This window comes from Roseiflexus sp. (assembly GCF_057785375.1).
In genome coordinates, this window is record NZ_JBYNRX010000003.1 from 19,148 (window position 1) to 36,360 (window position 17,213).

At 61.4% G+C, this 17,213-nt stretch carries 17 protein-coding genes and 1 pseudogene; all 18 read left to right on the forward strand.

What is annotated here, in order from left to right:
• Positions 1-46: 46 nt before the first annotated feature.
• Positions 47-1,309 carry a DUF455 family protein gene (locus AC3EA7_RS00195; protein WP_488612003.1) on the forward strand — a complete coding sequence of 421 codons (1,263 nt, stop codon included), beginning with the start codon at positions 47-49 and terminating at the stop codon, positions 1,307-1,309.
• Between the two features lie 2 nt (positions 1,310-1,311).
• Entirely contained in the window at positions 1,312-2,733 is a 1,422-nt protein-coding gene (locus tag AC3EA7_RS00200) for a neutral/alkaline non-lysosomal ceramidase N-terminal domain-containing protein (protein WP_488612004.1), read from the forward strand.
• Positions 2,734-2,791: 58 nt separating this feature from the next.
• Complete coding sequence (locus tag AC3EA7_RS00205) at positions 2,792-3,562, forward strand: SDR family NAD(P)-dependent oxidoreductase (RefSeq protein WP_488612005.1); 771 nt, start codon at positions 2,792-2,794, stop codon at positions 3,560-3,562.
• 36 nt (positions 3,563-3,598) lie between these two features.
• Positions 3,599-4,372 (forward strand): creatininase family protein, encoded by a 774-nt coding sequence (locus AC3EA7_RS00210; RefSeq protein WP_488612006.1) that lies wholly within the window; start codon positions 3,599-3,601, stop codon positions 4,370-4,372.
• Positions 4,369-5,481 carry a mandelate racemase/muconate lactonizing enzyme family protein gene (locus AC3EA7_RS00215; RefSeq protein ID WP_488612007.1) on the forward strand — a complete coding sequence of 371 codons (1,113 nt, stop codon included), beginning with the start codon at positions 4,369-4,371 and terminating at the stop codon, positions 5,479-5,481. Before AC3EA7_RS00210 ends, AC3EA7_RS00215 begins: the two co-directional genes overlap by 4 nt.
• 394 nt (positions 5,482-5,875) lie before the next feature.
• The gene (locus AC3EA7_RS00220; protein ID WP_488612008.1) at positions 5,876-7,495 is read left to right on the forward strand and encodes a N,N-dimethylformamidase beta subunit family domain-containing protein; all 1,620 of its coding nucleotides are present in this window, start codon (positions 5,876-5,878) and stop codon (positions 7,493-7,495) included.
• Positions 7,496-8,070: 575 nt separating this feature from the next.
• Positions 8,071-9,042, forward strand: coding sequence for a GntR family transcriptional regulator (locus tag AC3EA7_RS00225; RefSeq protein WP_488612009.1), 972 nt, complete (start codon positions 8,071-8,073; stop codon positions 9,040-9,042).
• Positions 9,043-9,134: 92 nt separating this feature from the next.
• A complete protein-coding gene (locus AC3EA7_RS00230; protein WP_488612010.1) occupies positions 9,135-10,514 on the forward strand; it encodes a neutral/alkaline non-lysosomal ceramidase N-terminal domain-containing protein in 1,380 nt (459 codons plus the stop codon).
• Positions 10,511-11,518, forward strand: coding sequence for a succinylglutamate desuccinylase/aspartoacylase family protein (locus AC3EA7_RS00235; protein WP_488612011.1), 1,008 nt, complete (start codon positions 10,511-10,513; stop codon positions 11,516-11,518). Before AC3EA7_RS00230 ends, AC3EA7_RS00235 begins: the two co-directional genes overlap by 4 nt.
• Before the next feature lie 15 nt (positions 11,519-11,533).
• Positions 11,534-12,646 (forward strand): mandelate racemase/muconate lactonizing enzyme family protein, encoded by a 1,113-nt coding sequence (locus AC3EA7_RS00240; RefSeq protein ID WP_488612012.1) that lies wholly within the window; start codon positions 11,534-11,536, stop codon positions 12,644-12,646.
• Between the two features lie 14 nt (positions 12,647-12,660).
• Entirely contained in the window at positions 12,661-13,554 is an 894-nt protein-coding gene (locus AC3EA7_RS00245) for an amidohydrolase family protein (protein WP_424835465.1), read from the forward strand.
• A 151-nt stretch (positions 13,555-13,705) separates the two neighbouring features.
• Positions 13,706-13,996, forward strand: a pseudogene (locus AC3EA7_RS00250) (glycosyltransferase family 2 protein); the annotation flags it as partial.
• A complete protein-coding gene (locus AC3EA7_RS00255; RefSeq protein WP_488612113.1) occupies positions 13,989-14,459 on the forward strand; it encodes a hypothetical protein in 471 nt (156 codons plus the stop codon). The pseudogene AC3EA7_RS00250 and the gene AC3EA7_RS00255, both read left to right, overlap by 8 nt.
• A 14-nt stretch (positions 14,460-14,473) precedes the next feature.
• The gene (locus tag AC3EA7_RS00260; protein ID WP_488612109.1) at positions 14,474-15,073 is read left to right on the forward strand and encodes a CDP-alcohol phosphatidyltransferase family protein; all 600 of its coding nucleotides are present in this window, start codon (positions 14,474-14,476) and stop codon (positions 15,071-15,073) included.
• Between the two features lie 182 nt (positions 15,074-15,255).
• Entirely contained in the window at positions 15,256-15,687 is a 432-nt protein-coding gene (locus AC3EA7_RS00265; protein WP_488612013.1) for a diacylglycerol/lipid kinase family protein, read from the forward strand.
• 39 nt (positions 15,688-15,726) lie between these two features.
• Positions 15,727-15,990 (forward strand): hypothetical protein, encoded by a 264-nt coding sequence (locus AC3EA7_RS00270; protein WP_488612014.1) that lies wholly within the window; start codon positions 15,727-15,729, stop codon positions 15,988-15,990.
• Positions 15,991-16,165: 175 nt separating this feature from the next.
• Entirely contained in the window at positions 16,166-16,303 is a 138-nt protein-coding gene (locus tag AC3EA7_RS00275; RefSeq protein WP_488612015.1) for a hypothetical protein, read from the forward strand.
• A gap of 27 nt (positions 16,304-16,330) precedes the next feature.
• A complete protein-coding gene (locus AC3EA7_RS00280; RefSeq protein ID WP_488612016.1) occupies positions 16,331-17,203 on the forward strand; it encodes a phosphatidate cytidylyltransferase in 873 nt (290 codons plus the stop codon).
• The last annotated feature ends 10 nt before the right edge of the window (positions 17,204-17,213 follow it).

The window sequence follows — 17,213 nt, forward strand, 5'->3', positions numbered from 1 at the left end:
CGAACGGCTATGCGCGTTCACCCGCTTTCCCAGGAAGGATCAAGCCATGTACGACATCTACGCCGGTTACCGGCTTGATAGCGGGTTCGATGTGGCCCAGACGGCCCGTCTGGTAGCGCGTTATCACTATATTGAGGCGCAATTGATGCGTATTGCGGCAGGACGAATGGCCGAACTGCCTGAGTGGGAATTGAAATGTCTGCTGGGACGGCATCTCTGGCAGGATTCGCAGCACGCCGATGCATGGCTGTCCCGTCTGATCGATCTGCGCTGGCCACGCCGCGCGCCGCTCAACCCTGGCGAGGCGACCTGCCGGATGTTGCGGTTGCTCGATGATGCACCCGACAGCGCTGCATTCGTTGCTGCGGTCTATCGCCAGGTGAAGCCGCGCCTTGCGGCAGCGTATGCTGCTCATCACCAGGCGTGCGCATCACTGGCTGATGAGCCAACCTGGGATCTGCTTGCGCGAATCCACGCCGACGAAGAAGAACAGATAAGCCAGGGCATGGCGCTGATCGAGTCGTTCTCGCCTGCGGCGCGTGCCGTTGCGCAGAACTACGAATCCGCTGTGGCTGAGGCATGCGATGGGATCGGCAGTTTCGCCGACCCGGCAACTGCGGCTGAGCGCGAAGCCAGCGGTTCCTTCGAGGACCAAACGGTGCGACCGGCGCCGCCGATTGCCGCCCGTGATGCGCGCTTCCGCTTCGGCGAGCGGGCCGCCGATCATCCACCCGCCAATGAACACGAAATGGCGCTGATGATGGCGCACCGCGATGCCGATAATGAGATGCACGCCGCCGAACTGCTCGGTCGCAACCTCTATGAGCATCCAGAGATGCCCTGGGAATACCACGTTGATATGGCGCGCCAGCTTTGGGATGAAGTGCGCCACGCCGTGCTCTATCAGCGGCACCTGGAGCATCTGGGCGGCAAACTGGGCGATTTTCCGGTCATCCCCGGCAACTACGCCTATCGGATAAGCCTCGACTTCCCGCATCGGCTCTATGATCTGCATCTGCGCGGTGAAAAACTAGGCATGCCGGATCTGATCCGCTACCGCGAAACCGCCCGTGCGCGCGGCGATTTCCCGTATGCCCTGCTCAACGATTTTGTCCACGCCGATGAGGTGCCGCACGTGAAGAACGGGCGCTGGCTACGCTGGCTGCTCAACAATGATGAAGCGGCTTTCCGTCAAATCGAGCGCGAGACGATGCGACTGCGCGCCGCATATGAACAGGCCCACGCCGATGACCCGATTGTCATGGCGTATACCGGACTTGTGCCGGCGATCTTGCAACAAGAGGAATAACCATGGCGCGACGACTACACGCTGGAGTCGCTCGAACAGATATCACGCCGCCCCCCGGAATTGCCCATGCCGGGTGGGGCGCGCAGACCCATCAGCGGGCCGCTGGCGTCGATCTGCCGCTCTGGGCGACGGCGCTGGCGCTCTCTGATGGGATCGAGACGGTTGTGATCGTTGATATTGATCTGGTCTACCTCTGGGATACGGAGGCGCCCGGCGTCATGCAGGCGGTGGAGCATGCGACCGGTCTGCCGTCTTCGCATATCCGTCTCGCCTACACCCATACCCACTCCGGGCCAGTTAACGGCGCAACCTGGAGTTCGTGGGTGAAGGAAGGCGCCGAGATTACACCAGCCTACGACGCAATTCTAGAACATCATATCGCCGGTGTCGCCCGGCAGGCCCTGCAACGGATGCGCCCGGTGCGCATTGCTGCCGGTTCCGGCGAGGCGCGGATCAACGTTAATCGGCGATTTCAGCGACCTGAAGATGGCGTGGTCGTTTGTGGGCGCAATTGGGCTGGTCCGGTTGATCATCAGGTGCAGGTCGTGCGGCTCGACGATCTGGATGGGGCGCCACTGGCGGTGATCGTGAACTATGCCTGCCACCCGATTACGGTCGGTCCTGATTGCGACCTGATTACGCCCGACTATCCAGGGGTGATGAAGCGCGTCGTCGAACAGTCCACCGGCGCGACATGCCTGTTCCTTCAGGGAGCAGCCGGCGATCTCGGACCGATCCGGGGCGTCGCCCGCAATGGTCTGGCTGAGTATCGGCGGTTGGGGAGCATCCTGGGCCACGAAGTGAGCCGGATCTGGTGGGAACTCGAACCGTGGCGGCGGCGTGAGCGCTACGCCGGAACGCTGGAGTCCGGCGCGCCACTGGCGATCTACCAAGATGAGCGCCTGCCCGACCTCGATGCCACGCTCCGGGTTGGTGTGCGCGAGGCGCAATTGCCGCTGAAACAGTTCGCCCCGGCTGCCGAACTGGCTGCGGCGGCAGCGCAGCATATCGCACGGCTCAACCATCTGCGCGCCGAAGGCGGCGATCTCGAGGCGATCCGCACCGAGACGATGCTGGCAAAGCGCGCCGGCATGCGCGCCGATCTTGCGCGCCGCAATGCGGGTCACACCTATCGCACCGTGACCCTGCAAACCTTTGCGATTGGCGACCAGATCGCCCTGCCAGCCGTGCCAGGCGAACCGTTCTGCAACATTGGCAGACGTGTAAAGGCCGGCTCACCCTTTCCATATACGCTCTTCACCGGTTACGCGAATATCGGCTGGGCGTACATCCCCACCGCCGATGCCTATCCGTTGGGCGGATACGAAATCGAGATCACGCCGTTTGCTCCCGAAGCCGCCGATATTCTGGTTGATGCAAGCCTGGCGCTGTTGCGAGATGTATCACTGGAGCAGCACAGATGAACATACGCGCGATCACGCCTGGCATCACTGCAAGCGAAACGATACAAGGAGCAACCATATGCGGCTACTCGACAAAGTGGCGCTGATCACCGGCGGCGCAACCGGAATTGGAGCAGCATGCGCCCGGCGCTTCGCCCAGGAGGGCGCGCGCGTCGCAATTGCCGACATCAACCAAAACGACGGGAGGCGCACAGCGGAATCTATGAGCGGACAGTTCATCTTCTGCGATGTCGCGATCGCCGAACAGTGTCGCGCAGCGGTTGCAGAAACCGTCGCCTGCTATGGACGCCTCGACATTCTGATCAATGCCGCCGCGCACCTGGGCGGTTACTTCGATGCCGCAGCCATGACGCCCGAAGAGTGGCGCGCCGTGCTTGCTGTGACCCTGGACGGCGTCTTTTACTGCTCGAAGTATGCTGTTCAGGAGATGCTCAAAACCGGCGGTGGATCGATTGTTACCATTGCCTCAGTGGAAGGCATGACGGGCGCCGCCAATCACGCCGCGTATGTGACAGGAAAGAGCGCCCTGTTTGGATTGACGCGTTCTATGGCGATCGACTTCGGCAAGCACGGTGTTCGCGTCAATGCCATCAGCCCCGGCATCATCGATTCTGGCCGGCCCGATATCGAGCGCCTGAAACACGATCCAGACATCTCGCGCTTCTGGCGCGAGATGACGGTGCTCGACCGCATGGGGCGCCCCGACGAAGTCGCAGCCGCAGCACTCTTTCTGGCTTCCGATGAGGCATCGTATATCACCGGTCAGAATCTGGCAGTCGACGGCGGCTGGACGATTGGGCATCCGCCGCTGCCGCGTCCGTTTCGATGAGCCGCGTATCCGGCATCGAATCGCACGAGGTTTGCTATGACCGGTCAACGTTCGTCAGTTCACCTCTTTCATGAACTGACGCGTGACGATCTGCGCGTCGCCAGCGTGAGTGCGCTGCTCATCCTGCCGATTGCCGCAGTGGAGCAGCATGGACCCCATCTTCCCGTCGGCGCCGACTGGATCATTGTTGAGTATGTGGCACGCGCCGCCGCAGCAGCGGCAGCACAACACATTCCAATGGTTGTTGCGCCAACGCTGCCGTTCGGATCATCGGATCATCACCTCCCCTTCGGCGGTACGATCTCGTTCAGCACAACCGTTTACTATCAGTTGCTCGTTGACATCGTGACGTCGCTGAGCGCCTGCGGCTTTCGGCGCATGTTCATGTTGAACGGGCATGGCGGCAACCAGGAAATCATGCAACTCGTAGCGCGTGATATGGCGCTCCGGCATCCGCTGCGGATCGGCGCCGCCAGTTATTGGGAGAGCGCGCGCGCGCGACTGATCGCTCTGCGTGCCCATCATGGTCAACGCCTGCCCGGGCACGCTGGCGGCTTCGAGAGTGCGCTGATGCTTGCGCTGCGCCCCGAACTTGTGCGTCTGCCATTGCCATCCCGCGCCTGGACGGAGGAGAACGAGCCGCCGGAAGCGGCGCCGTTTCGCCTGGAAACGCACGGGTTCTGGCAGGCAATCGATGGGTACCGCGATAACCCGGCACAGGCGACGGCAGAGGACGGGCGCATGTATCTCGATGCCATCGTTGACGCCGTGACTCATGCTTTTCTGGAGTTCGATAAGGTGACCCAATGAAGATTTCGCACATCGAGACCATTCCGGTGCGCGTGCCAATCAATCAGCAACTCGCAATCCAGGGCGGTCGCGGCAGCCATACGGAGTCTCCCTTCGTGCTGGTCAGGGTCCACATGGACGAAGGAGTGATCGGGTTGGGCGAGGTGTCGTGCACGCCCATCTGGAGCGGGGAAGACCAGACGACCGCTGTTCACTGCATCACTGCCTACCTTGCGCCGCTTCTGATTGGCGAAGACCCGACGGCGATCGAACGTCTCACGCTGCGTATGCATCGCGGGATAGCCGGGCACCCCTTCACCAAAGCCGGTGTTGAGATTGCGCTCTGGGATGTGCTGGGCAAGATCGCCGGCTTGCCGCTCTACCGTCTGTTTGGCGGTCCGGTGCGCGACGCCGTGCCGACGAAGTTTTCCATCTCCGAGCGTGAACCGGATCAAGCAGCGCAGATTGCGGTATGGGCGGTTGAACAGGGCTTCCGCACCCTGAAAATCAAAGTTGGCATCGAACCTGAGCAGGATATTGCGCGGGTGCGCGCCGTGCGCGCTGCGGTTGGCCCCGACATTCGGCTGGCAATCGATGCAAACGGCGGATGGTCGCCGCGCACAGCCATTCAAACCATCCGGCGGCTCGCCGATCACGATCTCATCTTCGCCGAACAACCGGTCGCGCCGTTCGATGTGGCATGGATGGCCGAGGTGCGGCGACAGGTCGAAATACCGATTATGGCGGATGAAAGCGTTGCCGCGCCCCATGACGCGATGGCGCTCGTGCGAGCGTCGGCTGCCGATGTCCTGTCGGTCTACGTCGGCAAAGGCGGCCTGGGCGTTGCACGAAAGATTGCTGCGATTGCCGAAGCAGCGGGGATCGTCTGCACGGTCGGCAGCAACCTGGAACTCGGCATCGGCAGCGCCGCCATGATCCACCTGGCGCTCGCGACTCCAGCCATTGACGCTGAAACGTTCCCCTGCGACATCATCGGTCCGTTCTTCTATGAGTCCGACATCCTGGCTGAACCGCTGCCGATTCAGGCCGGCATCGTCAGAGCGCCGTCGGGACCGGGATTGGGCGTGGCGCTGGACGAGCGAAAGGTCGAGCGGTATCGCACGGATTGAGAGGGAGAGGGGAGAGGCGAGAGGCGTGAGGCGTGAGGCGTGAGGCGAGAGGCGTGAGGCGTGAGGCGTGAGGCGAGAGGGGCGCGAGGCGCGGGGCGCGAGGCGCGAGGGGCGCGAGGCGCGAGGGGCGCGAGGCGAGAGGGGCGCGAGGCGCGAGGGGTGAGGCGCGAGGGGTGCGGGCATGATGTGTCAGGATCTGCCGTCTCGCTGCGGGCTAATGGTTTGTGAGAACATAATTCGACATCGCCCGATTAAGCCCGCGCAGGCGGGCTTCGCTTTCCATAGCCCGCGACTTCAGTCGCCGGGCGGGTAGGCGGATAGCGGAATAATTATTCAAATTCTATCAGCCGCCGGGCGGACGAGCGGAGAGCGGAATATGTCAAGGAGGCATGCCGTGCTGATCGGATATGTCAGCGATGAACGATATATGGCGCTGTGCGACGTGGCGTTAGAGTTCACGGCGAACGGGCAGACCGTCGCGGTTGTGCGATCAACGCCGAGCGGCGCTGTCCATGCCGACATCGCTCCCGGCATGTATCAGGTGATTCTGCACAAGCCGGGATATGGCGCCAAACGAGTGAATGTCACGGTATCCGCCGAACGCCCGTACCATTTTCGCCTGCTTTCCGACCGCCTGCTCGGCTATATGTGGCCCAAATGGGTGCGCTCCGGCGAACGCAGCGAATTCCGCGTCCACTCGACGACCCCGTATCACCTGAGTCTCTGGCGCTACGGGTGGGAGAAAGTCCGGGTGCGCCCGCTTGGCTGGTTCGACGAACATGGTCCGCGCGCGGTGATGCAGGTCACGCCCGACGGCGACTATACCCAGACGGGGGTGCGCTGGAATACCCAGGGGTACGGCAGTCTGCACCACACCCAATATGTCACGGCGCCTGAGCGATCAGGGTTGTACTACCTGCACGCCGAGAATGAAGCCAGCGAATTCTTTGCGTTTCCGTGGGTCGTCGCTCCCGCGAAACCGGCGCACACCATTGCTGTGCTTGCTTCCACCAATACCTGGAACGCCTACAACAACTTTGGCGGGCGCAGCAATTACATCAACGCAACCCGGCTCCCGCCGACTCCAACGGTGAACGCGCGGCTCGATCTGCCGCGCTATGCAGGAAGCGGATTGTCCGAATGGCACGCGCCCAATGACGCCTACGCGCCGTTGTCGTTCGACAGACCCGAAATTGGGAATAGTGTACCCGGAAATGCCCACGTTCTCGATCCGGTTCCCGGGCGACTGGCCAGCAGCCTGGCGCCAGCAGAGTGGCGCCTGCTCGGATGGCTGGAGCGCGAAGGGTTCGCCTACGACCTGTACGCCGACGCTCACCTCCACGATGGCACGCTCGACCTCGACGCCTACGCCGTCCTGATCCTCAGTGTTCACCCGGAGTACTGGTCGCGCACCATGTTCGAGCGAGTGAAATCATGGGTTGATGAGCGCGGCGGCAAACTGATGTATCTGGGAGGGAACGGTCTCAACTGTGAAGTCGAGTTCCTGGATAGTGCGACAATGCGCTGCAAGACGCAGCTGCTCAGCAGCGACGGCAGCCTGGGCATGCGCGACCCGCAGCGCCCGGGTGTCTATTTCGAGAGCAGGTTCCACGCCACTGTTGCGCCGGAAGCCAGCCTGCTCGGCGTTGTCACGACCGACGCCGGGATTATGACTGCCGCTCCATACCGGGTAGTGAAGGCGGATCACTGGGTGCTTGAAGGCACAGGCTTACAAAACGGCGATATCTTTGGCGCGGAGAGTCTGCACGAACGCTGCCCTGGAGGCGCCTCCGGCCACGAAACGGATAAAATGAGCGCGTCGTCGCCGGCGGGAACGGATCTGCTTGCGAAAGGGCTGAATCCAGACAATGGCGGCGCTGAGACGGCGTCCTACACAACCAGCAGCGGCGGCAGCGTCTTCTCGGTCGGATCAATCACCTGGCCGCTTGCACTGCTGGTTGATCCGCACGTATCACGTATCACCTCAAATGTCATTCATCGCTTCCTGGGTTAGACGACGATGTGCCATCCCCGCGACTGCCACCGAACCCCAGGCGCTGCCGACTTCATAACCGCATCCGGCTGTCTGGAAGCGGGCATGGATTGTCAGGCGGCATTCTGATGCTGCGGGCTAAATAAATCACTAAGAGCCTGCCCGAAAAATCGCTGAATGAAGCTCGTTGGGTAGGCGAAGGCAATGCCTTCGCCTACCCAACGAGCTTTTCCGAATAGGCTCTAAGCATTTTCAGCACACTGCGCGACCGCGGCGCGCCCCCTTCGACCGGCTCAGGGTATGCACACACGCTGTGCAGCAGCGCGCCCCTGAGCCAGCTCCGCTGCACGGGGCTGCATTCGTTCAGTGTGGGCGCTCACATCCACGCTGATGCCCCTGGTCGGGATTGGCGACACAGAGCGGAAGATACAACACCGTGGTTCCTGACGCATCATGACTGCACCCCTGTCTGACGGCATGCTTGACTTTTTGGACAGGTTCTGCTATGTTCTTAGGGGCAGCAGCCATATTGTATGCAAACTGTCCTCTATTGTCTTAATTATGTCTGAATATTTTTGTCAGGCGTCCAAAACTGTATGAAAGACACAACCGATTCTGATTCGCACGGCGAAACCGCACAACGCTCACTGCGCGCAAGTGAAATTGTGCATGTTCTGGAGCAACAGATCCGCGCCGGCGTGTACCGGTTCGGCATGCGCCTGCCAACTGTCCGTGAACTTGCAGAACAGTATCAGGTGAATAAGAATACCGCTGCACGCGCTTACCAGATACTGGAACAACGCGGGTTGATCGAAGTATCACGCGGTCGAGGCGCATTTGTTTGCGCCAGATCAGAGGACAATCAACCAACGTTACAGCAGCAGATCGAGCGCTTCGTTCAGGCTGCTCAGCAGGCAGGGTTAAGCCGCAGCCAGTTGCTCGACCTGATCCACAACGCTGTGCAACAGTCGTATGGGTCTGAGGCGCCTCGCGTGTTGTTCGTCGAATGCAACCGGCGCGATGTTGAAACGCTCGGCGACGAGATCGAAAGTATTGCCGATGCGCCAATGGATCGGGCGTTGCTCGATGATGTCCTGCGCGATCCGGTCACTCCGGCACACCGCTACGATCTGATTGTGACCACGTTTCAGCATCTTGGGCAGATTCGCCAGGCTGTACCGGCTTCAGCGCGTCAGCGGGTGGTTGGCGTCCTGGCGACGCCATCCCATGAATCGCTGCTTGCGCTGGCACGCCTGCATGTGCCGACGTTCGGTCTTGTGTGCGACTCGCCGGGAACAGTTGAGAGTCTGTCCCATATCATTCGCACCTATCACCCGACCTCGGTGGTTGTCTCTGCGCTGATCGATGATCGGACCCGCCTCCACGAAATGATCGAGCAAGTCGACGCGCTTGTGGTCACGCGCTCGTGCCGTGAACGCCTGCTTGCCTTGAACCCCGTGCTTCCCATCATTACCGTGGTATTCACCATTGATCAGCAGTCGATCGATTTTTTACGTCGCCGCCTGGAGGAAACGGTGCGGATCAACGCTCTGCAATCACGGATGTAGAGGAAACAAAGCACCCGCGAAGCATCCTGGCACAAACTCTATCATCGAGGAAGCGCCGGCCGACACAGTGGTCATCAGAAGCGAGGCAATCCATGAACCTGACGCAGATCCATGGTTTTACCCATTGTGCGGTTGGCGTCGCGCGCCGCGATGTGACGCCGCCGGTTGGCATCTATGCACGCTCCTGGGCGGCTGCGCGCCACGATGTCGCCGAGGGGGTGCATCGGCCGCTCACGGCGACGGCGCTGGTGATGCGCCATATTCACGCGGATGCTCCGGTGCTGGCGCTCGTGGCCCTCGATGTGGGCTGGTTTCCGTACCTTCCCGATGAGCGCCGCATCCGAGACGCCGTCCTGCGCGCAATCGGGCTGGACGAAGATGCGTTGCTGATCAATTTCTCGCATACCCACGCTGGCGCGTGCATTAATAGCCAGATCACCGATAAACCCGGCGCGCACTTGATCGAACTATACATCGATGCTCTGACCAATGCGCTCATCGAGGCGATAATTGAAGCCAGAGCCGCGCTGCGCCCGGCGTGGATCACCTACGGGTATGGGCGCTGTGCACTGGCGGCAAATCGCGATTTCTGGGCGCCGGATATCGGCAGATATGCCTGCGGCTATAATCCGGCGGCGCCCGCCGACGATACGGTGCTCGTCGGTCGCGTGACCGCAGAGGATGGCACAATCATGGCCACACTGGTCAACTACGCCTGCCACCCGACGACCCTTGCCTGGCAGAATCGGTTGCTCTCGCCGGATTACGTCGGCGCTCTGCGGGAAACGCTCGAATCAATCTACGGCGCACCCTGCCTGTTCCTGTATGGCGCTGCGGGCGATCTCGGTCCACGTGAAGGATTCGTGGGCGATCCCGCAGTCGCCGATCGGAATGGCCGCCAACTGGCGTATGCCGCCGCTGCGGCGTTCGAGGCATTACCACCGCCTGCATCACATTTCGTCTACACCGGAGTGGTGGCTTCGGGCGCCAACCTCGCTACCTGGGATTATCAGCCGATTGATGACTCTGCCCAAAGACGCTGTGCGACTCTCCGGCATCACAGTACGCTCGTGCCGCTGCAACGCAAGCCCGACCTCACGCCGGTCGATCCTCCAGGGGCTGACCGCAGCGATGCCATCGCTGAGGCGGAGAAAGCGCTGCGGCGCCGCATGCTCCAGGCGGCCCTTGGCGATGAGCCGGTGTATCCGATGACGCTCTGGTTCTGGCGGTTAGGTGATGCGCTCCTCGTCGCCTGTCCCAACGAAGCGTATGCCCGGATGCAGGTCGAACTCCGCACCCGATTTCATCGCCAACCTGTGTTGGTTCTTGGTTGCACCAATGGCACACTGGGCTATCTCCCGCCCCGCGATGCGTATGGCAGCGGTCTGTATCAGGAACAGCAATCTCCTTTCCTTCCCGGTTGCCTGGAGCAAACCATTGCAGCCGCCATCAGCGGACTGGAGCGTCTATGAGTTCAACGCAGATCGTAACCACGATCGATTTCGAGCGGCCTGGCAAACAACTGGGCCAACTGGCTATTCCGCAATCGACCAATACCTCCGGATGGGCGACCGAATATCTGCCGATTGCTGTGATTAATGGCGCGCCCGGACCGACGGCGCTGCTGTTCGGCGGCAACCACGGCGATGAGTATGAAGGACCGGTGACGCTGCTGAACCTGGCGCGCACCCTCGCACCAGACAGTATCCGTGGGCGGATCATCATCCTCCCCCTGTTGAACCGACCGGCGCTCGCCGCCGGCGCCCGACTGTCACCGCTTGATGGCAAAAACATGAATCGCGTGTTCCCCGGACGCGCCGACGGAACGATTACCGAGATGATCGCGCATTACGTCACGACGGCGCTCTTTCCGCTGGCTGATCTGGTGATCGACATTCACTCCGGCGGACGGTCGGCGCACTTTCTGCCGCTGGTCAGCATGCACAAGGTTCCCAACCACGACCAGTTGCGCGCCATGATCGATCTGGCGCTGGCGTGGGGCGCGCCCTACGTCCTGCTCTATTGCGATGTGGGCGGCACGGGTCTGCTGCCTGGCGAAGCCGAACGTCTGGGAAAGCTGACGCTTGGCACAGAAATGGGCAGCGCTGCGCAGTTTGGCGCCGAGATGCTCAGCATGACGGAGCAGGGGGTACGCAATGTGCTGCGTCAGGCAGGCATCCTGACCGATCAGGCGCCCGAACCGCCGCCCGCGCCTGCGCAGATCATAGCCGCCGATCAGTACGACGATTACATCATGGCGCCGGTGAGCGGCATCTTCGAGCCTTTCGTCGAAATGGGCGCGTGGATCATCACAGGTCAGGCGCTTGGTCAGATCCATTCAATCGAGCAGCCCTTCGAGCCGCCGACGCTCGTGCAGGCCAGAACGGAAGGCTTGCTGATCAGTCGGCGCGCGTTCCCTCTCGTGCGCCAGGGCGACTGCCTCGCAACGCTGGCACGACCATTTCACCTGCCATAGTAGAAGGAGAGGTTTGTGAAAATTACCGATGTCGAAGCCATCTGGTTGCAACTTCCAATCGTAGATGACCGCGCCGACGGCACGCAGGACACGCTGGTGGTCAAAGTTCACACCGATGAAGGGATCATCGGCGTTGGCGAGGTCGACTCGTCGCCGATGGCGGCGAAAGCCATCATCGAAGCGCCGATGTCCCATCAGATTGCGCGCGGATTACGGCTGTGCGTGCTCGGCGAAAATCCGCTCGATATTGCGCGCCTGTGGCATGCCATGTACCAGGGGTCGATTTTCTTCGGGCGCGGCGGCGCGGCGCAGCAGGCGATCAGTGGCATCGACATCGCCTTGTGGGACATTGCCGGCAAGGTGATGGGGCAACCGGTCTATCGGCTGCTCGGCGGCGGCTTCCGCAACCGTTTGCGCGCCTATGCGTCGATCCTGTTCCAGGAGACGCCCGCAGAAACGTATGATCTTGCCCGCCGCCTCGTCGACCAGGGGTTCACGGCGGTCAAGTTCGGCTGGGGACCGATCGGAACGAGCGAGGAGATGGATCTCGCCCTGGTGCGGATGGCGCGGCGCGGGCTGGGGGATCGCACCGACCTGATGATCGACGCAGGAATCTGCTACGACACGGCGACGGCGATCCGGCGTGCGCATCAGTTTGCTGAATACAATCCGTTTTGGCTCGAAGAGCCGCTGCATCCCGACAATCTCGAAGGGTATACGCGCCTGACCGCCGTCTCGCCCATCCGTATCGCCGCCGGGGAACAGGAGACCACCCTTGGCGGGTTTCAGGCGCTGCTGGATGCCGGTCTGGCAGTAGTGCAGCCAGACGTGGCGCGAGTCGGCGGGTTATCCCAGGCGATCCAGATCGGGCGAATGGCGGCGCAGCGTCATCGTCTGTGCGTCAATCACTCCTACAAAACCGGCATCAGCATCGCCGCTTCGCTGCATTTCCTGGCGGCGCTGCCAAACGCTTCGCTCCTGGAGTATTGCGTCGAGCAGGGACCGTTGCGGCAGACACTGACCCGCGAAACCTTTCCGGTGGTGGATGGGTGGGTGAGCGTGCCGCAAGAACCGGGGCTGGGCATTACGCTCGACGAAGAGGTGATCGCACGCTATCGCGTGGCGTAAAAGAAGGCTTTCCAATGATTATCGACGTTCATACCCACACCCCGCAGTACCGTGGCCCTGTGCCGCCGGATCGCGAGGAAACGTATGATAAATGGCGCCCCGACCGGCCTGTGCGGGCTGTGTACAACTGGGAAGATCACCTGGCGGCGATGACACCGGTGGATCGCGCTATTGTGTTTCCCATCGCCTGGTCGCCTGGCTCGAATGACGGCGGCGTCACCGGCACGCCGCTCGCTCTGGATTCGCCGGCGCCTATCGACCCGAACGAAGCGACGGCGGAATTCGTCCGCGCCCATCCCGACAAGTTGATCGGGTTTATGTCGATCCATCCGTATGACCCAAAGGCGCTCGCCAGAATTGACTCCTGTGTACGCGATCTGGGACTGCGCGGCATCAAGCTGGCGGCAAACTACCAGAACTTCGATCCGCTCGAGGATCGCGCCCTGGCGATCTACGAACGCGCCCAGTCGCTCGGCCTGCCAGTCCTGTTTCATCAGGGCACATCACCCGTGCGCACCGCGCCCATACGGCTGGCTCACCCGCTGATCATGGACCAGATTGCCATCCGTTATCCCGAATTACGGATCATCATGGCGCATATGGGGCATCCCTGGCAGGTTGACACGATTGCGGTCATACGAAAACATCCCCACGTCTATGCCGACATTTCAGGTCTCTTCTACCGCCCCTTTTCATTCTATGAGTGTCTGCTGAAATGCTCAGAATGGGGTGCGATGCACAAGTTGCTGTTGGCTTCCGATTTTCCGATCGCCACCCCCGATGAAACCATCACGGCGCTGCGCAATGTCAATCAGATCGTCGATGGGACGCGGTTGCCGAAAGTGCCGGACGATCAGATTGAAGCCATCATCCACCGCGACAGTCTGGCGTTGTTGGGATTGGCATGACCTGGAGGCAACGCGTGAGCCGGAAGCGGCTTGACCGATCACCAGGTCTTTATGTATAGTAACAGCATCCGTATGTGTGAATCGATCACGCCCTATGAACAGGCGCATGCCATCGTGCAACACCCACGGACATGGCTGGCCGCTCCGCCGGATGCTCGGGACACATGTCCATCAGCGCCCTACGCCCGCACGCCCATGTCCCCTTCGCTTTTCGTTTGTGATCCCGGCGCTCGATGAAGAAGCGCTCATCGAAGACTGCGTTCGATCGATCCAGGCGCAGCAGGAGCAGCCCTGCGAGATCATCGTGGTTGATAATGGCTGCACTGATCAGACGGCGCCGCTCGCCTGGCAACTGGGATGTATCGTTGTTCATGAGGAACAACGCGGCCTCAGCCATGCCCGCAATCGGGGTGCGCTGGCGGCAAGCGGAGATATTGTCTGTTTTATTGACGCCGACTGCAGGCTGGCGAAGGGGTGGCTGCGCAGCGCGCGGCGCTGTTTTTGCGCGATCAGACATCGGCGCGGCGTCAGGGCTGAGCATCTATGTCCATCCGCGTCTGTGGAAACGACTCTGGTACAACCTGTATGTGGTTGGCGTCATCGTTTCAGTCGTGGTATCACAGTTGTTCTTCCGGCGCATGATCTTTATGGGCAACAATCTGGCGATCCGGCGCGACCTGTTTCTGCGGTTGGGCGGCTACGAGCCGGTCATTGGCGAAGGTCTCTGGTTCAGCCGCAGGTTCTGGCGACAATCGGTCTATCGGGGGCGCTTCTGTGCGGGCATGATCCTGTGGAATTCGCCACGCGGCTTCGAGCATCACGGCTTTGTACGGACGCTGGCGTACTGGATTCGCGGTGCTGCGCGCAGAGTCTCGCAGGAGGGGTATACGTACAAAACCTATTAGAAAGCGATGCCGCTATGCGTGAACGGTTGAGGTTTCTCGCCGAGCAGATGAAGCTGCTCCCCAATCAGCTAACGGCGGCGCGAATCGTTCTCTTGCCAATCCTGTGGGCCTTCGCATTCCTGAAGCTGCCGGTCGTACTGGGCATCGGCCTGATCATCTCCTTTGCGACCGATGTGCTGGATGGCTATGCCGCCCGGCGTCTCGGCCAGGTCTCGGCGTTCGGCAGCAAACTCGACTCGCTGGCTGACAACCTGCTCATTCCATCGGGCCTGGTGTGGCTCTGGATGCTGAAGCCCGAAGTCTACCGCGATCATGGTCTGATCTGGATCGTCAGCATTGCGCTCTATGGTGCATCGCTCCTGGTCGGCGCCATTAAGTTTCGGCGCTTTGCCAATCTGCATCTGCATTCCAAGCGCTATGGCTCGGTTCTCATGTACTTCTTCGTGTCGCATGCCTTTATTGCCGACCAGTACAGTTTGCCGCTGTTCTACCTTGCGATGGGCATGTTTGTTCTCTCTTCGACTGAAGGACTGCAGCTCCAGTTGATCTGCTCGCAGGTCAATGAACATATGGGGTCGATTCTCTTCGTTCTCCGGCGCCGGACCTCGAGGTGAGCACGATAGCGCTCAATGGGCAGGACTTACAGCGTGGCGCTCCCGATTGTGGCGGTGCGTCGCGGCGTTGCCGCCGCACCGCACTACAAGAGACAGCAGGCGCCACTCTGCCAAAGGCGGAAGGAGCCGTCACGCGGCTCGTCCGCGAGGCGACCGCGTAACTCCGGTCAATGGGGAGGAGCATGCACACAGTCATTGATGCCCGCGCCAATCAGCAGAGCATGGAGCGGCTCGATGCGCCCGACACACGGTCTCCGCCACAACGCTGGCTGACGATCATCAATTCATCCGCCGGCCATCACACGAATGGATGGCTGCGGAAGGTGGGCCGCCGTATGCAACGCGAACTGGGAAGCAATGTAGCCATCACCCGCAACTACGAACAGATCGCCGAAGCTCTCAGGGAGTCCGCACACGCAGATGGAATAGCCGTGTGTGGCGGAGATGGCACGATTGCCGAGGCGGTCAACCATATGCGTCTTGATCGCCAGCATCTTCTGGTGTTGCCTGGAGGAACCGGCAACGGGCTGGCCCGTGATCTTGGGATTGCATCCATCGATCACGCACTGGCTGCCCGCCGTGCAGACAGGCGACAAACCATCGATCTGCTCTAGGTCACGTTCGATACGCCATCTGAACGCATCTGTCGTCTGATGGTCAGCACCCTGTCACTGGGGTATGCCGCCGACACCGTTGTGCTGGCTGGACGGCTGCCGCGTGCGCTCACCTCATTCCGTTATGTGAGCGCCTCGATTGTGCAGACCGCGCGGATGCCAGGACTGACCCTGGACGTCGAAATCGACGGGACGCCGCTGAAGGTGCGCCTCACCAATTTGATGATCAATAACACAGGCATGCAGGCAATTTCTACGCCTTTCGCAACGCAAGCCTGCTGGATGGTCGGTGTGAACTGCTGATCGCCGAAAACAGACTCTGGCAGCAGATTCTTCAAAACCTGGCCGTGCTGTCACACATCTCTATGTATCGACGCGGGTACGAGTTCCGTGCACGGACGGTACGCCTTCGATCTGCGACGCCGTACCGCCTCATGCTGGATGGCGAGATCTGGGAGGAAGTTCGCGAGTTGCACGCATGCGTTCTCCCACAGCGCCTGTGCTGCTACTGCTGGTCGATGGGTCGATTGCGATGAGCGCCCGGCATCTTCAGGTGTTGCTGATCTACGGCGTGTTTCTGGCGCTGAGCATCGGGCTGTCTCTGGCGCGGCGCTAGTGTCGGACCGCCGACCATGGTCCGGGTGTGTGGCGCAAATACCCGACCTACATTGCACTCAACCTGATCTTCCTGGCAGCCGCCTGGCTGCCAGCGTCCTGGCATGGTCTGGCGCTCCTGCTCACGCTGATCGGCGGCGGCGCCGGTTGGGAGATCGCCCAGGTGCTGCGGTTGAGCAAACTCGAGCGCACCGGTCTGCCAGCCGCCACCATCAGTCTGGTGTTCGCCGCCGAATGGCTGGACCCCCCAGCATATCTGTCGCTCTGGCTGGGAATGCTGCTGATCGCCGCGGCTGCCAGCGCACTGATCGACGTGCGTGGCCGGCTCGGTCCACGGTTGATCGGCATAGCAGGCGCGATAGTGTACCTTCCGCTCTGCCTGACGCCGCTCCTCTGGCTCTGGCATGGTGAGGATGGCGGCTTCCGGGTCGTCTTTTTGTATTTGATCATTGCCGGGAATGACGCCTTTGCCCAGCTGACCAGGCAGTTGTCTGGCGGGCGCTTACTTGCGCCGCAGATCAGCCCGGGCAAGACCATCGCCGGCGCTATCGGCGGACTCATCTGCGCCGTCGTGCTGGGCGGGGTGCTGAGTCCGACGATCGGCTGGTCGTTCGAGACCGGCGCCTGCATGGGTGCTGTGATCGGGATCGCAGGGCAGATCGGCGACCGGGTCGAATCGAGCTGGAAGCGTGCACTGGGGATCAAAGACTTCAGCGCCCTTCTGGGCGCCCAGGGAGGGGTGCTCGATCGCTTCGACGCTCTACTCTTCGCTTCGCCAGTGTTTTCTGATCGTGATGAACCCGCTGGTCGAGTGGTGACATCGCTATTGCGCGCACCATCTGCGCGATCGCCAGTGCAGAAATGCCCAGGGCCGCTGATGATTAGCGCGAGGCGGCGGTGATCGCGCCAAG